Source organism: Providencia sp. PROV032 (genome assembly GCF_028484875.1).
Classification (GTDB): domain Bacteria; phylum Pseudomonadota; class Gammaproteobacteria; order Enterobacterales; family Enterobacteriaceae; genus Providencia; species Providencia rettgeri_E.
Window position 1 is genome coordinate 127729 of the sequence record NZ_JAMPSX010000003.1, and the last position, 17847, is coordinate 145575.

The following is a 17847-nucleotide window of genomic DNA, read 5'->3' on the forward strand; positions in this document are numbered from 1 at the left end:
GCTAATTCATAAATAAACGAACAAACGATTTAGTGTGTACCGCAGCTAAGACATCAATAACAGGAACATATGAGGACATTTGCTCTATATCACCACAGGCTGCGATGTCACAAAAAGCCTTAATTTCTTCATTTAATTCAAAAAGAATATGCTGTGTTTCATAGTGTGTGATACGCATTAATCGCATCGCAGCACTTAAGATTGTCATGGCAATACCATATTGGTGCATCACAACAACATCTCTTTCGGTGATCCCCTGTACCGCCATAACAATGGCTTGTATGACCGGCTGGGTCCCTGGAACCTCATTGGCTTTAATTTTTGCAAGCCACCCACTCACTTGTGGGTCATCAAAAATATGAACTGAGATTTCAGCGAGTTTTTTTCCCATTCGAGTCGTCATTATTCGCGCTTCTTCATTCAATTTGCGATTATGCACTGCCCAATCAATCTTCGTTAATGCGTCATGATCTTGTGCAAGAATGGCGCGATGTGCCGCCACAATCGCAATGCAATCTGAATGAGCTGCGACCTTCAAAGACGTGTGAACAAAGGATTTCAACGTTTCTTTGTCGTGGACAACACCTTTTTGAATGGCGGATTCAACCCCATTTGAAAATGTGAACGCACCAACTGGTAGCGCTGAATCACCAAATTGCATAATTCTAATTAGGTCAGATGCTTCCATATCACTTTCCTTACTCATGAACACGAACGTTATTTGTGTGTATGAGTGTGGTCATGATGGTGATTATGACTGTGATCGTGCCCATGGCTGTGATCATGACTGTGGTTGTGTCCGTGGATCTGTCCTAACTCCACATGAACATGCGTATCCGTTTCCTCTGCACCACCAAATAATAAGCGTGCTTCAGAGTGGCTCAATTCAGGTAAAATGCTTTCCCCCTTCACAAAGGCAAATGTTTCTTCACCGAACCCATGTGTACGCATCACTGATCCCATCACTTTTTCACTTACCGTTAATGGCACGTAAACAAGATCCCCCTTTAAAACAGCTTTCCAATGTTGGTTTCCTAAAGCATGCCCTAATTCAAAACTAATACGAATATGCTCTTCTGTGCTTAAGTTTTTCAGATGGGATAAATTGACCATCATGACGTCACGTAAAGAGATCTGAACTACCGTCATTGTGTTGGTGGCTTCATCAAATAGCAGAACGTCGCCATCCGATAACAAGACGTTTCTGTCCAGCGCGATACCCAAGTCTTGGCCTTTTTCCGTATTTTTTCGACAGCGGCTTTTCTGTGCTTCTCGTTGATCAAGAATCAACGTATCAACATCGGCATTTTTCTGGCGTGCTTGCCACACTGGGTCTTTTTTAACATTGCCAAGAATATGTTCAATAATGATCATAATATTACCTTTTATGTTAATTCTGCCCACCACTGGCAGGCAGATAATCCAAACATGTACAATTAGCTAAAGAAATAACGTTGATTCATTGCGGCTTCGCTAATCGGCTGGCAAGTTGCATGTTCACCATTCACTTTTACAGCAAAAGTTTCAGGATCAACTTCGATATTTGGTGTTTCACCGTTACGCACTAAATCACGCTTCCCGATTGCTCGGCAGTTATTAACAGCAATCACTTGGCGTTCAAGATCTGCTTTTTCTTTAATGCCATCATCTAATGCGGCTTGTGAAACAAAAGTCACACAAGTGTCATTAACAGTTTTCCCCATCGCACCAAACATTGGGCGATAGAAAACTGGCTGTGGTGTTGGTAAGGAAGCATTTGGGTCACCCATTGCAGCCCAGTTGATCATGCCACCTTTAATAACCAGTTTAGGTTTAGCCCCAAACATACGCGGGTCCCATAATACGAGATCAGCCATTTTCCCAACTTCAATCGAACCTAAGATATGGCTGATACCTTGAGCAATTGCTGGGTTAATAGTGATTTTTGCCACGTAACGTAGAACACGGAAGTTATCATTTCCCGGTGCATCTTCAGGTAGTTTGCCACGAGAAGCTTTCATCGCATTGGCAGTCTGAACAATACGTAACCAGTTTTCACCCACACGTCCCATTGCTTGTGAGTCACTTGAGAACATCGAAATAGCACCCATATCATGTAGTACGTTTTCTGCTGCAATGGTTTCAGGGCGAACACGGCTTTCTGCAAATGAAACATCCGACGGAATATTTGGGTTCAAGTTATGACATACCATAATCATGTCAAATAACTCTGATTGGCTGTTAACACCGAACGGTAATGTTGGGTTTGTTGAGCTTGGTAATACGTTAGGTTGGCTAACAACTTTAATAATATCAGGGGCATGTCCACCACCTGCACCTTCAGTGTGATAAGTGTGGATAGTTCTGCCTTCGAATGCTTCGATGGTATCTTCAACATAACCACCTTCATTCAAACTATCTGTATGCACAGAAATTTGTACATCAAACTCATCAGCAATACGTAGCGCATGGCGGATAGCGTTCCCTGTTGCGCCCCAGTCCTCATGCACTTTCAGACCCGCTGCACCCGCAACCAATTGTTCTATCAATGGTTCGCGCGTATAAGAGTTGCCTTTCCCTAAAATACCCACGTTAATTGGCAAGCCTTCGATTGCACGTAACATAGAACGCATATTCCAAGGACCTGCGGTTACTGTTGTACCGTTAGTTCCATCGGTTGGACCAATACCACCGCCAAAGAAGGTTGTCACACCGTTGGATAACGCCGCATAAGCTTGTTGCGGAGAAATTAAATGGATATGAGTATCAATACCTGCAGCTGTTAAAATTAAGTGTTCACCAGAAATAGCATCTGTTGATACCCCAACAACCATGCCCGGTGTAATGTTATCTTGAATATTTGGGTTACCACTTTTACCAACACCAACGATTTTACCCGCTTTAATCCCCACATCCGCTTTAATCACGCCTAAACGCGCATCAACGATGGTGACATTAGTAATTACTAAATCTAAAACACCATTATCGCTAGTGAAAGTATTATTCGCGCCCATACCATCGCGTAAAGATTTACCACCACCATAAACAGACTCTTCGCCATATCCACGTAAATCTTTTTCGATTTCAATATATAAGTCAGTATCGCCTAAACGAATTTTATCGCCAACTGTTGGCCCGAATAAACCGTTGTATTCTTGTCTAGAAATTTTTGGCATGTTATTTACCTTAATGTGAAGAAGGTGAATTGTTATTTATCATTACTGACATCTAATGCGCTTACTGTTCCTTATGCTTAAAACCACGAGCAATTGCTTTATTTAAGGCGATTGCTTTAGCAGGACGTTCAGTAGCGGCAACGTTATCACCCGCCCAACCATCAACAAGGTTATTAAACCCATATACACTTTGTTTTCCGCCGTAAGGGATCAGTGAAACTTCTACTTCATCACCTGGCTCAAAACGAATTGCCGTTGTAGAGGCAATATTTAAACGCTTACCGTAAGCCGCTGCACGATCGAACTCTAATGCATGGTTAACTTCAAAAAAATGGAAGTGGGAACCAATTTGCACTGGCCTGTCGCCCGTATTACGAACTTTAATTTTTGTTTCAGGTTTACCGACATTGAACTCAATAGGATCATCAGCAAAAATAACACCACCTAAAGGAGTCGGAACTTTAATGTCTACTTTTGAATTACTCATGATTCACCTCTCCTTCATTTATTTAATCGGATTGTGGACTGTCACTAAACGAGTACCATCAGTAAAAATCGCTTCAACCTGCACATTTGGAATTAAGTCTCCTACGCCATCCATTACGTCTTTTTTTGTTAAAACAGTCGCTGCTTCTTTCATTACATCTTCAACAGTTTTACCATCACGAGCCCCTTCAAGGGCAGTGACTGTAATAATGGCAACAGCTTCTGGATAATTTAATTTCACACCACGTGCACGACGTTTTTCAGCCACATCTGCGAGTGTATAAACCATCAATTTTTCAATTTCTCTTGGGGTTAATTGCATAACGCCTCCTCAATTGATAAAACTTAACATTGTTAATATTGATAAATAATCATTTTCCGAGCTAATACTCGCTATATTTATAAAATATAAATTGAATTAAACATCTAATAACGACAAATTTAATAAAACTCTAACCAATCAATATTCCAATTTAATTAATCAAAATAAGACAGGATATATATTGGCTATTCCTAATATTTATTTTTTATTTTTTATTTTTTATTTTTTATTAGTCCAATTCATAAATTGTTGTTCCGGCAAAGAATTCCATAGAGATTGAAACCATTTCCCGCCTCCGCCTTGCTTTAATCTTTCACTACTGAGTACTTCTTCTAAAACACCATTACGTAATAACGCAATGCGATCAGCGAAACGAACAGCCATTGCAAGGTCGTGAGTAACCCACAAAACACCTTTACCATCAAAGCAAAGAGATTTGATATGTCGTAGAAGTTGCATCGCATGTTCATCGTCTAGCCAAGATGAAATTTCATCCGCAAGAATATATTCAGCTTGGGAAAGTGTCGCGCTACAAGCCAGAACTCGTTTTGCCATTCCCCCGGAAAGCTTATTGGGATAACTATGGATTAAATCTGCTTGTAAATTATATTGTTGTAAGTGCAACGCGACGTCATGCATTTGAATATGTTTCCCACTTAAGATAGCGGCACGTTCAAGTTGAGGTCCTATCTTAATGAGAGGGTTTAATGCGCTAACCCCTTGAGGGATATAGCACAATGAATTACCGCGATATTGTTTTTTTGACTTTTCTGTTAACTGACGTCCATTTAGCACAATATCACCACGGCAACGCATATTTTCAGGTAACAAACCTAAACTGCTTTGCAGTAGTAAACTTTTCCCTTCCCCACTTCCTCCTACCAATGCAACCATTTCACCTGGAACCACATCCAATGAAATATCTTGTAAAAGCGGAGACCACTGTTTTTTGCCTAGCCAGCGAAATTTCGCAACATCAATCGTAAGGTTATCAAAACTTAGCATCAATCGCTCCTCAACCATAATTGTTGTACTGCTTTAGCAAATTGATCGAATAACAGCACTAAACCAACTAATGCGATGCCCGGAAACATGGCTAACCACCATGCTCCTGTGCTCAAGTAACGCAATGCATCAGAAAGTAAAATGCCTAACGATGCTTCATGTGGAGACAAACCAAAACCCAAAAAACTCAGTGCTGCACTGTGTAGTATCGCATGTGGGAACATCAATAATGTCCCCACTAACCATTGTGAAAGGATCATCGGTAAATAGTCATATCGGCATCGGTAGAGCGCACTATTTCCAATCCGTTTCGATAACATGATGTAATCTGTCTGCTGCACTCGGAGCAACTCGGAACGTAAAATCAACGTCAACTTTGGCCAGTGTGTCAACGCAACCGCCCAAATTACGCCCACTTTGCCACCACCTAATGTAAAGCAAATCAATATCAGCAATAACAAGTGAGGTAGTGCTAATAACGAATCAATACATCCACGTATAACATAATCCATCGTCTTACTAAATGAGGATAAACTTGCCATCACGAGCGCTATCGCTCCGCTCGATACCGCTGCAATGGTGCCAATTTGTAAGCTGGTCGCTATTCCTTGGAATACTCTGTCCCACAAGTCTCGACCTAAATTATCAGTACCAAATAAATGTATCCACGATGGTGCTTGCCGGCGATCGAGTAAATTCACTTCCACATCAGTTTGGGAAAGCCATGCAGCATAAGCCCCTAAAGCGAATAAGCACAACAAGGAAATAACTAACTTAATTAAAGCCTTATTTGGGTTATAAGTCATGGCTCTCGGAGTACCCCTTTGTTCACGCTCTTGAGCATCATGTCAGAAATGCTGTTACTAAAGAAAATCACTACCGCACATAACATCACGATCCCCATTAATAAAGGGATGTCACCCCGCAAACCCGCATCAATGGTTGCTTGCCCTAAGCCTGGGTAAGCAAACACCTTTTCTGCTAGCAATGCACCACTGAGCAATTCTCCCATTGAAGCGAACTGTAAACATATTGCGGGTGTAATCGCATGCTTTACAACATGAAAGCTAACCATTGGCCACCCTTTATCCCCTTGTGCTTTCGCATAGTGGATAAACTCGCTGTTCATCACCTCAGCAACTTTCGAACGAGTATGCAGAGCTATATTACCAATACCCAACATTCCTAGAGCCACTACAGGTAACACAAGATGATGCACTTTTTGTGACAATGTTGATGTTTGTTCATCTAAGCCTATAGGCCAAGCGCAACAAATTGGCGCCCACTGTAATGAAACGGCAAAAAGTGACAATAAAAGTAAGCCAACCCAAAAAACAGGAATTGAAGCCAATAAATAAGATAGTGTTGAAATGGCTTTATCCGGCCATCTATTTAAATAACGCCCGGCTACCAACCCTAAACCGAAACCCATCACTCCAGAAAATAGCCATGCCGATAATAACAAAGCTAATGAAGGCGCTAACCTATCAGCAATAACTTGTGAAACAGGGGTGTTATAGAGCATGGAGTACCCCATATCACCTTGTAATAACTGAGAAAACCAATGCCAGAACTGCATCCATAATGGCTGATCAAGCCCCCAACGAGCTGCAATCAATGGATATTGCTCGGGGGGAACATGCATTAAATCATTGCCAATGTAGGCTTTAATTGGGTCTATTGGTGAATAGCTTAGGAGAATAAAAACCCCAAATGCCGTCACTAATAATAAACAAATAAACCGCAATAAAAGCCTGATGGTTATCCGCATTATTTACAGGTCCACGCCCAATCATCCACATTATTCAATACTGACCATGAACCATGAATTTCAGGTGCTCCCTTACCTAGCTCAACACAGTTATTCAATAAATAAAGATGTTGTACGTTCATTAACCAAGCCCAAGCGGCGTCACCTTGGATACCTGTTCCTGTTTTGCCATCCCAATCCACTTTCTGCCAAAATGGAATTGCTGCATCTTGGTCTGGCTGACGAAGTGCTTCTTCTATCACCTTATCGACTGCTGGATTTTTGTAGTAACCCGCGTTATAGAACCCCACACCAGCGGCTTTACTGCTGTAGTTATGAACCAGTTCCATCGGGTCAAGACTCCCCCACCCAAACAATGTTGGATTGGCATGCATGTACTTTTCCACGGTTTCCCAGCTGCCTGATTTTAAATCCATCTCAATACCAATTGGCTTTAAGCTAGCCCTTATGGCTTGAGCTAAATCACGACGAGTGCTGTCACCACTGGCGTACCAAAGCGTCAGTTTCGCCACTTTGCCATCTTTTTCTCTTAAGCCGTCTTTATTCAGCTTCCAGCCAGCATCTTCAAGTATCGTTTTCGCTTTTTCGACATCTCCATCTTTGAATGAAGATTGAGGATTATTCCAAGGTAGGCCTTCAACGCCAGTATATGCGGGGATCGCAAAACCTTCTAATACCGCATCTGCTAATAGCTTACGGTCAATGGCGTAGTTGATCGCTTTGCGAATAGCAACATCGGAAGTAATGTCGTTACCAATTGGGTCGCCTGATGCATTTTTTTCTCCCGCAGGTGGAATTGGGAAGGAAATCCCTCGGTTTTCAACACTGTGACGCTCAATCAACCTCATGCTTTTCACATCTTTTGCATTACTCGCCACGGCCGCAGGAATACGAACAATATCTAATTCACCACTTTGAGCGGCAGCAAAAGCACCATCTTCATTCAAGAAAACAAAAACCATTTTATCGAAATCGTTTTTAGGCCCCGCATAAAATGGGTTTCTTTCAACAATTAATTGCTGACCTGGTTGGAAGTTCACTAAGCGATAAGGACCTGCTCCGATAGGATTATGAGCGTATTTTTTCGCATCATATTTATCCGCAGAAACAATCCCTAATGAACCTAATACGTTAATAAAGGTACTTTGTGGAGCAGATAGAGTCATTCTCACAGTAGATGGGTTGATTTCCTCTGCTTTCGCAAAGTTCCCCATATCGACTTTTCCACCACTTTCGGCGGCGTTGTTATAGGTAAAAACAACATCTTTTGCTGTTAATGGGGAGCCATCGGAAAATTTTAGTCCGTCTTTTAATTTTAACGTCCACTCTTTACCGTCATCTGAATGCTCATATTTTTCAAGCATATAGCTGTGCCATGATAAATCAGCTTTTTGTTTTAATAATGGACTATGCAAAAGTAAATAGCTGCCGTGGCTCCAACCTAACATCGGGTCAAACCCTTCAGTTGGCTCAGAGCCAATCGCTAGACGCAAAGTTTGTGGTTGCTGTATATCGGTCGCAGCATTTGCTCCCATCGATAGCCCCATAAAACAAATAGCCTGAATAGCTATTGCTATCTTCTTTTTCATATACCCATCCTAAATTACCAGTTGTATTTAGCTGCTATCCCAATCGATGGTTCAAATAAATCCACCAATTAGGATAAACTGCAAGAAATAATATATTTGATAACTAATCTGCTTTTTCTCGATATGCATCTTCATCAAATTCAACGGTATCTAAATTGTCACCAACAGCACTTTGGTCAACTCTGACTGGCGTAAATTTATTGATTATCCAAAGAATTAAGATTGTAAAGACAAAGGACCAAATACTGGTAAAGACAACGGCCACAGTTTGCTTCACAATTTGCATTCCGTTTCCTTCAATTAACCCTGCTGGCCCTTTCGCATTCCAAACCGTTGATGCAAATACACCGACTAAAATCGAGCCTGTAATACCACCAATACCGTGCACACCGAATACATCTAATGCATCGTCTAAATGGCGTCGGACTAAGAAAACACAGGTATAACAGACGATACTGGCAATAACCCCGATAATTGCCGCAGAACCAATTGAAACATAACCTGAAGCAGGTGTAATCGTGGCTAAACCTGCTACTGCACCTGTTAAAAAGCCGACAAGTTTAGGTTTTCCTGTATGCAAGCGTTCAATAATAAACCAAGTAATTGCTGCAAATGCAGCCGCAATATCGGTAGTAATAAACGCCGAAACGGTTACGGTGTTGACTTGCAGTTCAGATCCAGCGTTAAAACCATACCAACCAAACCACAATAAAGCCGCGCCAAGTGCAATATAAGGAATATTATGAGTACCATCTGACTTAACGACTCTTTTTCCTACATATAACGCTGAAGCTATTGCAGCGAAGCCTGCTGTTGCGTGAACGACAATACCACCCGCAAAATCAACAACTCCCCATTTAGCAAAGATGCCATCAGGGCTCCAAACCATATGAACGAACGGTGCATAGACAAATAATGTCCATAAGGTTAAAAAGATGAGATAAGCAGGGAAATTAACTCTATTTGCGAAAGCTCCTGTAATCAAGGCTGGGGTAATAATCGCAAACATCATTTGATATCCAAAATGAACCAGTATTGGTAAGCCGCCATCATTACCGGTATACATCGTTTGAGGACTTATATTATTCAAGAATGCATAATAAAATGGGTCGCCAACAATCCCATTAATCGAGGGACCGAACGATAATGAATAACCAACCACGAACCAAATAATTGCCACCCACCCCATAGAAAAGAAACTCTGGGACATAATGGTAATAACACTTTTACGAGAAACTAATCCACCATAGAAAAAAGCAAGTCCAGGAGTCATTAGCATAACAAGACTTGTACAAAGCAGCATAAATGCTGTATTTGGGACATCCAATACTGCAAGTATATTATTCATTAATTAATACTCTCCAATGAATGTATTCATATTTAGAATATCGAAATAAGTAATAATTATTTCATATTTATAGCAGTTTAATAATTGTTTTATATATTTAAAGTGAAATTACTTAGTTGTCTATTTTCATAATATAACATTCAGTGAGATAATCAATAGAATTATTAACCATAACAAAAATAATGGGTTATTCATTTTAACGTTTAAATTTTAATATAAGATAGTCAATAATAGATAGTATTAGTAGATTAAACTTTAACACTGACGAAGTGTTAAAGTTTAAATTAGCTATTTAAGACTAAACGTCGTCGAGGTTGAGAGTGGCGCATAGATAAAAATTTTAAACTGGCATATCAAGCAAACACAACGATTTGTTATTAAAGAAAAAATCACCAAAAGAACTCACAACAACCACAGTTTGTCGCTTTATGAAGATCAGCCGCCAAACCGATTACAAACGACAAGATACATCTAATAAAAAGAGAACTCAGAAGATATTATTATCTGTTTAGTGAAATCTAGCACATTTATCATCCTCTATTAAGAGTTCGTAGTTGCACTTTACTTTCAAACAAAACAATTAATTATTGGATATGAACGATTATTTTCTTTATTTAAAAAATATCGATTATTAGTTCCAACTAAACGAAATTATCATATAACAACATTACGTCATCATTATTTTCATCTGCATCCAAATTTAATTAAGCCAGAATTTACTCCCACGCAACCAATACAATCTTGTGTCGCTTATATTACCTATTTATCGACTCATGAAGGCAATATTTATTTAAGTTTAATTACAGATGCTTATTCATAAAAAGTTTGGGATATCATTTAGATGACAACATGAAAATGAAGACGGTGAAGAAATCGTTGCTCTAAGCATTAAAAAAGACATTCAAAAATACCATCGTTCCATCATTACGATCGTTAAAATGAACAGCAGATTCAGTAGAAGATCTAAGCGGCCTCTTTGAGTTCATGATATTTTTTTCTAATGTTAAATAACCAACCTTTGAATGGCATTGATGCCCCCATATGTACCACCTAAAGGGGGTAGTTTTCAATAGACGTTAGTAGACGTTGGAATAATGGGATTTAGTTGAAATACTTGATTGCTTGTTTTTATAACTTTAGGGGATTGGAAGACTTTGGAAGACGTTACTAGAAGTGAAGATGGCGGAGGAGGAGAGATTCGAACTCTCGGATGGTTTCCCATCGGCGGTTTTCAAGACCGCTGCCTTCAGCCGCTCGGCCACCCCTCCGCAATGACGTGCACTATAAACATCCTCTCATTGGATGTAAACCCCTAATTTGGTCGTTCGCTTTAAAAATATACGGCCTTCATACTGTTAGATGAAAATATCGACATTCTAACGACTTTACTTGGGTTACATCCCAATTTTTGCTAAATTTACGTTCTAATTTTATTTGAGTTGAATAAGAGTATGTTGGTTTTTAATAATCAAGAAATAGAAACAGATGCACAAGGCTACCTGCTTGATAGCCAACAATGGAGTGAAGATTTAATCCCTTTACTCGCGCAGCAAGAAGATATTGAAATCACCAATGAACACCTGGAAATTATCCGTTTCGTCAGGAACTTCTACTTGGAATTTAATACCTCACCGGCTATTCGTATGTTGGTTAAAGCAGTTTCTCAACAATTTGGGGAAGAAAAAGGCAATAGCCGCTATTTATACCGGCTATTTCCAAAAGGCCCAGCTAAACAAGCCACTAAACTTGCTGGCCTGCCAAAACCGGTGAAATGTATTTAATTTCTTACTAATAGCGGACACTAAAGTCCGTTATTGGCTCTGCCTTCCAATTTTCGGTGAAAAAATGGTCTATTTTGGCGCCTGGGGGACCACCCGCTTTCAGCCACTCATCAACAAATTCAATATCTTGCTCTGAGCCATAAACGGCTAGCTTAACACTGCCGTCATCCCGGTTACACACAAAGCCTTTTATGCCATTCTGATTAGCCCAATGATAGGTCTGGTAACGAAACCCAACCCCTTGAACACGACCATAAATATAAAAATATCGACCTGATGTAATCATGTGAGCCTCCATTGTCAGAGCATAATGTATTGATACCTTCTTTTAACAGTTGTTTTTTATTCATTGAACAGATAATCTGCTAAATGAGGCACTGCTTTTGATCGTTACGTATAAAGACAGTGTATTGCGTTATTGATAATTGTCTATATCTTAGCTTGAAAACGCGTAGCACTGCCCATATATAGTTTGAAGTATAAGCAAGGCTTTTAGGAGGTCGCTATGATGATCACCAGTAAATATGGAATCGGGCAACAAGTTCGGCACAAACTTCTCGGCTACTTAGGCGTCGTTGTCGATGTAGACGCTGAGTATTCGCTCGAACAACCACATGATGATGATATTGCCGCTAACAGCACACTACGCGATCTACCTTGGTATCATGTTGTTATGGAAGATGACAATGGGGATGCTGTTCATACTTATTTGGCTGAAGCTCAAATTACTTATGAAACCGTAGAAGACCATCCAGAGCAACCCTCAATGGATGAACTAGCGGAATCCATAAGGTCTCAGTTGCAAGCACCTCGCCTTCGCAACTAACCTTCAAATATTGATAGTGTTATTTATGAACGCAACCGTAAAGCAGCTAGCTAGCTGCTTTACTTTTTAGTATTAAAAGCAATTTATTTTTCAAGGCCTAATGCTGGGATTTCTTGTTTTGGACATTTATCCATAACAAACTGTAAACCAGCGCGCAAAGCAATTTGTTGGGCTTCTTCGCTAATCACCCCTTTTTGTAACCACAAAACTTTAGCTTTCACTTCAACTGCTTCTCTGGCTACTCCTACAGCCGCTTCTGCATTACGAAACACATCGACCATATCTATTGGCTCGGGTATATCACTAAGCTTCTCATATACAAGCTGCCCTAATAAGGTTTGACCCGCCAATTTAGGGCTCACAGGAATAACGGTATAGCCTTGATGTAAAAGATATTCCATGACTTCATAACTCGGCCTATTGACCTTATCACTCGCTCCCACTAAAGCAATTGTTCGAACACGCTTTAAAATTTCAGCAATTTCTTGATCTCTCATCAAAATATCTCCCAAAACCTATAAACTATTCATTAGCATTATGATATATGTTGTATATCTTTGCTCATTCAATTTTTAAAGATGTCTATCTCGCATCTTACTTAAGGGAATATAATGGAATCAACAACCCGTAAAATTACAGCCTCAAAAAATATTGCTTTGGTTGCCCATGACCATTGTAAATCTTCACTATTATCTTGGACTAAGACAAATAATGAACGGCTTCAAGCTCACAATTTATACGCAACAGGGACTACAGGCAAATTAATCAGCCAACACACTGGGTTGCCAGTCACGAGTATGCTAAGTGGCCCTATGGGGGGAGACCAGCAAATAGGCTCAATGATCGCTGAACAAAAAATCGACCTCTTGATTTTCTTCTGGGACCCTCTTAATGCTGTACCTCATGACCCTGATGTTAAAGCATTGCTACGTTTGGCTACAGTTTGGAATATTCCTGTCGCAACCAACCCTGCAACTGCTGATTTTTTAATCACGTCACCCTATTTTGATAATACGATAGACGTCGTTATCCCTGATTATCAAAGCTATTTAAATAAACGAACTAACTAATCTATCAATGTGAAGTGCCAGAACGTTCTAGCACTTCATCGCTCCTCATTTCATAGGTCATAATATCGCTTTACGGTTTCTTTTGCTTTGGAACGCCCAATTGTTTCAGTTCATCCGCAAATTCTGACGGTTTTTCTGGGTTATAGAGTAACCAAACTTGCTGCTTAGCCCGTGTTAATGCGACATACAGTAAACGTCTTTCTTCTGCGTGATCAAAATCTTCTGGTTTAGGCAATAAAGCTCGTTCAATGATTGATTCGCGCGCAGGCGCAGGGAAACCATCCTTTCCGCTATTCAGACCACAAATGATGACATGGTCTGCTTGCTGCCCTTTTGAAGCATGAATAGTCATAAACTGAATATTTAATTTTGGCCAACGAGTTTTAGCTTTATCTAAAATATCAGGTTTTAAATAATGATAACGGGCTAGCACTAATACCGTTTCATCATCAAGCACATAGCCGCTCATTTTATCCAATAAACGTTCAAAGGCATCCTCACAAAGAAGAACAACCGATTTTTTATTCCCTTTAGTTAAGCTATTCAATGGCTTATCTAGCTGCATAGGATTTTGTAAAATAAACTGGTTAGCTACCTCACCAATACGTTCATTAAAACGATAAGTGGTATCTAAAGCGCAAAGTTCTCCAATACCAAAGTTATGTTCAAACGATGTTGTTAAGTCTAATTCTGCACCACTAAACCGATAGATAGCCTGCCAATCGTCTCCAACAGCAAATAACGTCGTTTGCTTATTCTGCTGTCGTAGTACCTGTAATAACTTAGCTCTTAGAGGCGAAATATCTTGGAACTCATCGACTAAAATATGTTTCCATGGGCTAATAAAACGCCCTTTTTCTAAAATATTAATGGCCTGATGGATTAATCCAGAAAAATCAATTGCACCTTCATCTTTCAATGCGCTTTTCCACACTTTCAATAACGGCGCCATTAAACGAATACGCTTTTGGAAAAGTCCCCTTATTTCTTCTTCCGCATTGTCAATCATGTCCTTCTGGCTACCCCCATGCATACGCATTAAGCTTAGCCAGCGGTCTAACCTAGTAGCCACTTTATTGCTAATTTTTTCGTCTTTCCAAAACTCACCGTCTGGAATTTCCCACTGCAATTCTTCAGAAAGCCATTCTCGCCAGCCTTTTGCTTGCGCTTTCTTTGCTGAACACTGCTCTCGCCATTCATTTAATAATAGCGTTTGCCGTTTTTGGGTATCAGTTTCTAACTCGCTAATTACTGGCGATTTTTTACTACCCTCACGGATAATGTGTAAAGCAAGCGCATGGAAGGTTTTTGCTTCAATGTCATCTTGTTGTAGTCGTGAATGAATACGCTCATTCATTTCATCTGCCGCTTTGCGACCAAAAGCTAGCAATAGGATTTGTTCTGGCTCTGCCAAGCCTCGCAAGATTAACCAACCAGCCCTAGCCACGAGGACGGATGTTTTACCACTCCCAGCCCCTGCTAGCACTAATACATTATCCTCACCATTAATCACAGATAAGGACTGTGAATAATTGAGTGGTGATGTTTCTACTTGCTGGAAAAAGTCGTGATAACGAACTAAAACAGACTCACACCAGTGATCGTTAATTTGTTTTCGACATTCTTGACCGCTATTCAGCCAATTCAGACACTCGTGATATTGTGCTACACAATTTTCAAATAATGAAAGGCGCGCCAAAGGCATAGGTAGCGATGAGAATTTTTGTGATATTTTATTTTTTATTTCAGTCAATTGGCGCAACGTTAACCAATGGTCGTGTTGCGTCAGTTGTTCAATCGAATGAACTAATTCAGCCAATACGCTAGCACTGACTAGGCTCATTTCAGTGCTCCACTGTTGCCATTTTTCATTTAAATAATGGTAAAAGCGCTGAGTTTGCTTCCATTCAGTACCGTGTAAACGAACAACTTGTTCATTTACTATTTCAAATTCTAACTCCCCCCAAACAATCCCTCTCTTACAACGGATATCAATGAGTTCATTAAATGGGATAAGATATTGGTGGTTTTCACCACTCACTTCAATACCTGCGTTGAGTAAGCGAACCCGATTGTAGGGATGCTGAGCCAGACGCTTTCCAATCTGTGTTGATTTCAGTTCCATACATCCTGCACCTGAGAAAATCAATGACAAAAATACGGTTGGCTTGATTCCAAACGGTTTTTTATTCCTTGCAAACAAGCTATCCTATATAGACTAGGGCTTGTCTTACCTTTGAGGTACTTTGTGTTAACACTGCTTACCAGTTATCGTCGTGTGCTATATAACAGCCATATTTTATATTATATCCGAATCTTTATAGCCCTGACAGGCGCAACCTTAGTGCCATGGTTGTTAAACCAAGAGCCTAAGACCACTATCCCACTTACTTTAGGTGTGGTCGCTGCTGCACTGACTGACTTAGATGATAGGCTAACTGGTAGAATAAAAAATTTAATTATTACACTTTTTTGTTTTTTTATTGCATCCGTTTCAATTGAACTGCTGTTTCCATACCCTTTATTTTTCTTTTTTGGTCTCGCCTTTTCCACATGTGGTTTTATTCTTCTCGGTGCTTTAGGGCAGAGATACGCAACCATCGCATTTGGTGCACTGTTAATTGCTATTTATACCATGCTCGGTGTACCCATATTTGATACTTGGTACCAACAACCTGCATTATTACTCACAGGGGCAATTTGGTATAATATCTTAACTTTGATTGGCCATATTTTATTTCCTGTTAGGCCACTACAAGATGCAATAACCCAATGCTATCAGCAACTTTCAGCTTATTTAGATGCAAAAGCTAACTTATTTGACCCTGACTTAGAAGATGACTACCAACGCTCTGTTTATGATTTAGCGCTAGTAAACAGTCACTTGGTTAGCACCATGAACCAAGCAAAAATTGCATTACTGAGTCGGTTAAAAGGAGACCGAGGACAAAAAGGTACCCGAAATTCACTGCATTATTATTTTGTTGCCCAAGATATTCACGAACGAGCAAGTTCATCTCACATACAATACCAACAACTTAGCCGTACTTTACGTCATTGTGATATTTTATTTCGTTTCCAACGCCTATTAACTATGCAAGCGAGAGCCTGCCAGCAAGTTGCTCAATCTGTTTTATGGCGTAAACAATACCAACATAACCCTCGTTTTGAGCGCACTTTCGCTTACATTGAAAAATCGCTACAGCTTCTAAAGCAGCAATCGCCTGAGCTCCATGAAATTAAAGCGCTGTACAACTTACTTAAAAACTTAAAAGGAATTGATGTTCAACTTAAAGGCCTGAGCCTTGAGCAAAGTGCATGGCAGCAAAATAATAAACAAATAGAACAGTTATCTGACGAATCGTTATCAGGTATTCGTGATATTATTTCACGCGTTAAACACCATTTAACCCCGAAATCTTCTTTATTTCGCCATGCGGTCAGAATGTCAATTCTCCTTTGTACTGGCTATGTCATTATCCAACTATTTGATATGGAAAGAGGATATTGGATATTACTCACTAGCTTATTTGTATGCCAACCTAACTACAGCGCCACTAAACGCCGTTTGGCTCTACGTATAATAGGCACTATTGTTGGTATTCTCATTGGCTTACCTTTGCTGAATTTAATCCCTTCAATGGAAGGCCAGCTCACGCTAATTGTTATTTCTGGTTTACTGTTTTTTATGTTTCGCAGTAGCCAATATGCCCAAGCAACCTTATTTATCACACTACTCGTCTTGTTTTGTTTTAACCTACTCGGAGAAGGGTTTGACGTTGCACTGCCACGGATCATTGACACATTAATTGGTTGTTTTATTGCATTACTTGCCGTCAGCTTTATTTGGCCTGACTGGAAATTCCGCCAACTCCCCCAAGTCATTCAAAAAACTATGGATAGCAATTGCCGTTATTTAGATGCTATTTTACAACAATATTACCAAGGTAAAGACAACCGCCTTGAGTATCGAATTGCACGTAGAGAGGCACATAATAACGATGCTGAATTCGCTTCTATTGTGTCCAATATGGCATCGGATCCGAAGTCTTATCGAATCACTCAAGAACAGGCTTTTCGCCTTCTCTGCTTAAACCACACTTTACTCAGCTATATATCTGCATTAGGCGCGCATCGTGAAAAAATGCAAAATGAAGATAACCTTTCACTACTCAACGATGCTATTTGCTATGTTGAATCCTCGCTACAAATCACCACCATTGACCCGCTCGTCATTGATGAAAAATCAGATAAACTTCGTCACAGTCTATTACAGCGGATAGATAACATTTCAATCAGTGATGACGAAAAAACTTTACTAATCATGGAACAAACTAAATTATTGCTCGAGCTGGTCCCTGAAATAAAACAAATTATGCGAACTATTAGTGCATCATAATTATACCGATGAGCGGGTATTATAATTCTAAATACCCGCTCATTCTTATATTGCATATTATAGTATTAACTATATTAATAATAACCGTGGTTTTG

17 protein-coding genes and 1 tRNA gene are annotated in these 17847 nt (G+C 39.9%); 4 read left to right on the plus strand and 14 right to left on the minus strand.

Annotated elements, in window-relative coordinates:
- Position 1: 1 nt before the first annotated feature.
- From PSF42_RS01995 to PSF42_RS02045, 11 genes are all read right to left on the minus strand, one after another.
- The gene (locus PSF42_RS01995; protein WP_125892707.1) at positions 2–688 is read right to left on the minus strand and encodes an urease accessory protein UreF; all 687 of its coding nucleotides are present in this window, start codon (positions 686–688) and stop codon (positions 2–4) included.
- Positions 689–717: 29 nt separating this feature from the next.
- Positions 718–1374, minus strand: coding sequence for an urease accessory protein UreE (ureE, locus tag PSF42_RS02000; protein WP_125892705.1), 657 nt, complete (start codon positions 1372–1374; stop codon positions 718–720).
- A 62-nt stretch (positions 1375–1436) separates the two neighbouring features.
- Positions 1437–3155: an urease subunit alpha gene (locus PSF42_RS02005; RefSeq protein WP_004256069.1), complete on the minus strand. Its 1719-nt coding sequence runs from the start codon at positions 3153–3155 to the stop codon at positions 1437–1439.
- Positions 3156–3216: 61 nt separating this feature from the next.
- Positions 3217–3642: an urease subunit beta gene (locus tag PSF42_RS02010; protein WP_125892701.1), complete on the minus strand. Its 426-nt coding sequence runs from the start codon at positions 3640–3642 to the stop codon at positions 3217–3219.
- Positions 3643–3660: 18 nt separating this feature from the next.
- On the minus strand, positions 3661–3963 hold the full coding sequence (locus PSF42_RS02015; RefSeq protein ID WP_004256079.1) for an urease subunit gamma: 303 nt from the start codon (positions 3961–3963) through the stop codon (positions 3661–3663).
- A 219-nt stretch (positions 3964–4182) separates the two neighbouring features.
- Positions 4183–4968, minus strand: a complete 786-nt coding sequence (locus PSF42_RS02020; protein ID WP_125892699.1) for an ATP-binding cassette domain-containing protein — start codon at positions 4966–4968, stop codon at positions 4183–4185.
- The gene (locus PSF42_RS02025; RefSeq protein WP_004256081.1) at positions 4968–5774 is read right to left on the minus strand and encodes an ABC transporter permease; all 807 of its coding nucleotides are present in this window, start codon (positions 5772–5774) and stop codon (positions 4968–4970) included. Before PSF42_RS02025 ends, PSF42_RS02020 begins: the two co-directional genes overlap by 1 nt.
- On the minus strand, positions 5771–6739 hold the full coding sequence (locus PSF42_RS02030) for an ABC transporter permease (protein WP_272679361.1): 969 nt from the start codon (positions 6737–6739) through the stop codon (positions 5771–5773). Before PSF42_RS02030 ends, PSF42_RS02025 begins: the two co-directional genes overlap by 4 nt.
- A complete protein-coding gene (locus PSF42_RS02035; protein ID WP_272679425.1) occupies positions 6739–8286 on the minus strand; it encodes an ABC transporter substrate-binding protein in 1548 nt (515 codons plus the stop codon). The genes PSF42_RS02030 and PSF42_RS02035 overlap by 1 nt, the downstream gene beginning before the upstream one ends.
- A gap of 145 nt (positions 8287–8431) precedes the next feature.
- Positions 8432–9676 carry an ammonium transporter gene (locus PSF42_RS02040; protein ID WP_125892694.1) on the minus strand — a complete coding sequence of 415 codons (1245 nt, stop codon included), beginning with the start codon at positions 9674–9676 and terminating at the stop codon, positions 8432–8434.
- Positions 9677–10856: 1180 nt separating this feature from the next.
- Positions 10857–10944, minus strand: a tRNA-Ser gene (locus tag PSF42_RS02045).
- A 183-nt stretch (positions 10945–11127) separates the two neighbouring features.
- Between PSF42_RS02045 and PSF42_RS02050 the strand changes: the two genes are divergently transcribed.
- Complete coding sequence (locus tag PSF42_RS02050; protein ID WP_125892692.1) at positions 11128–11457, plus strand: TusE/DsrC/DsvC family sulfur relay protein; 330 nt, start codon at positions 11128–11130, stop codon at positions 11455–11457.
- A gap of 7 nt (positions 11458–11464) precedes the next feature.
- Here the strand turns inward: PSF42_RS02050 and PSF42_RS02055 are convergent, their stop codons facing one another.
- On the minus strand, positions 11465–11743 hold the full coding sequence (locus tag PSF42_RS02055; protein ID WP_185746919.1) for an acylphosphatase: 279 nt from the start codon (positions 11741–11743) through the stop codon (positions 11465–11467).
- 219 nt (positions 11744–11962) lie between these two features.
- Here PSF42_RS02055 and hspQ point away from each other — a divergent pair, with 219 nt between their 5' ends.
- The gene (gene hspQ, locus PSF42_RS02060) at positions 11963–12283 is read left to right on the plus strand and encodes a heat shock protein HspQ (protein WP_004256095.1); all 321 of its coding nucleotides are present in this window, start codon (positions 11963–11965) and stop codon (positions 12281–12283) included.
- 83 nt (positions 12284–12366) lie between these two features.
- Here hspQ and PSF42_RS02065 read toward each other — a convergent pair whose 3' ends face one another.
- A complete protein-coding gene (locus tag PSF42_RS02065) occupies positions 12367–12780 on the minus strand; it encodes a CoA-binding protein (RefSeq protein ID WP_125892689.1) in 414 nt (137 codons plus the stop codon).
- A 114-nt stretch (positions 12781–12894) separates the two neighbouring features.
- Here PSF42_RS02065 and PSF42_RS02070 point away from each other — a divergent pair, with 114 nt between their 5' ends.
- Entirely contained in the window at positions 12895–13353 is a 459-nt protein-coding gene (locus tag PSF42_RS02070) for a methylglyoxal synthase (protein ID WP_125892687.1), read from the plus strand.
- Positions 13354–13423: 70 nt separating this feature from the next.
- Here PSF42_RS02070 and helD read toward each other — a convergent pair whose 3' ends face one another.
- The gene (gene helD / locus PSF42_RS02075; protein WP_272679362.1) at positions 13424–15478 is read right to left on the minus strand and encodes a DNA helicase IV; all 2055 of its coding nucleotides are present in this window, start codon (positions 15476–15478) and stop codon (positions 13424–13426) included.
- A 123-nt stretch (positions 15479–15601) separates the two neighbouring features.
- On the opposite strand from helD, the gene yccS reads away from it, so the two are divergent.
- Entirely contained in the window at positions 15602–17752 is a 2151-nt protein-coding gene (gene yccS / locus PSF42_RS02080; RefSeq protein WP_272679363.1) for a YccS family putative transporter, read from the plus strand.
- The last annotated feature ends 95 nt before the right edge of the window (positions 17753–17847 follow it).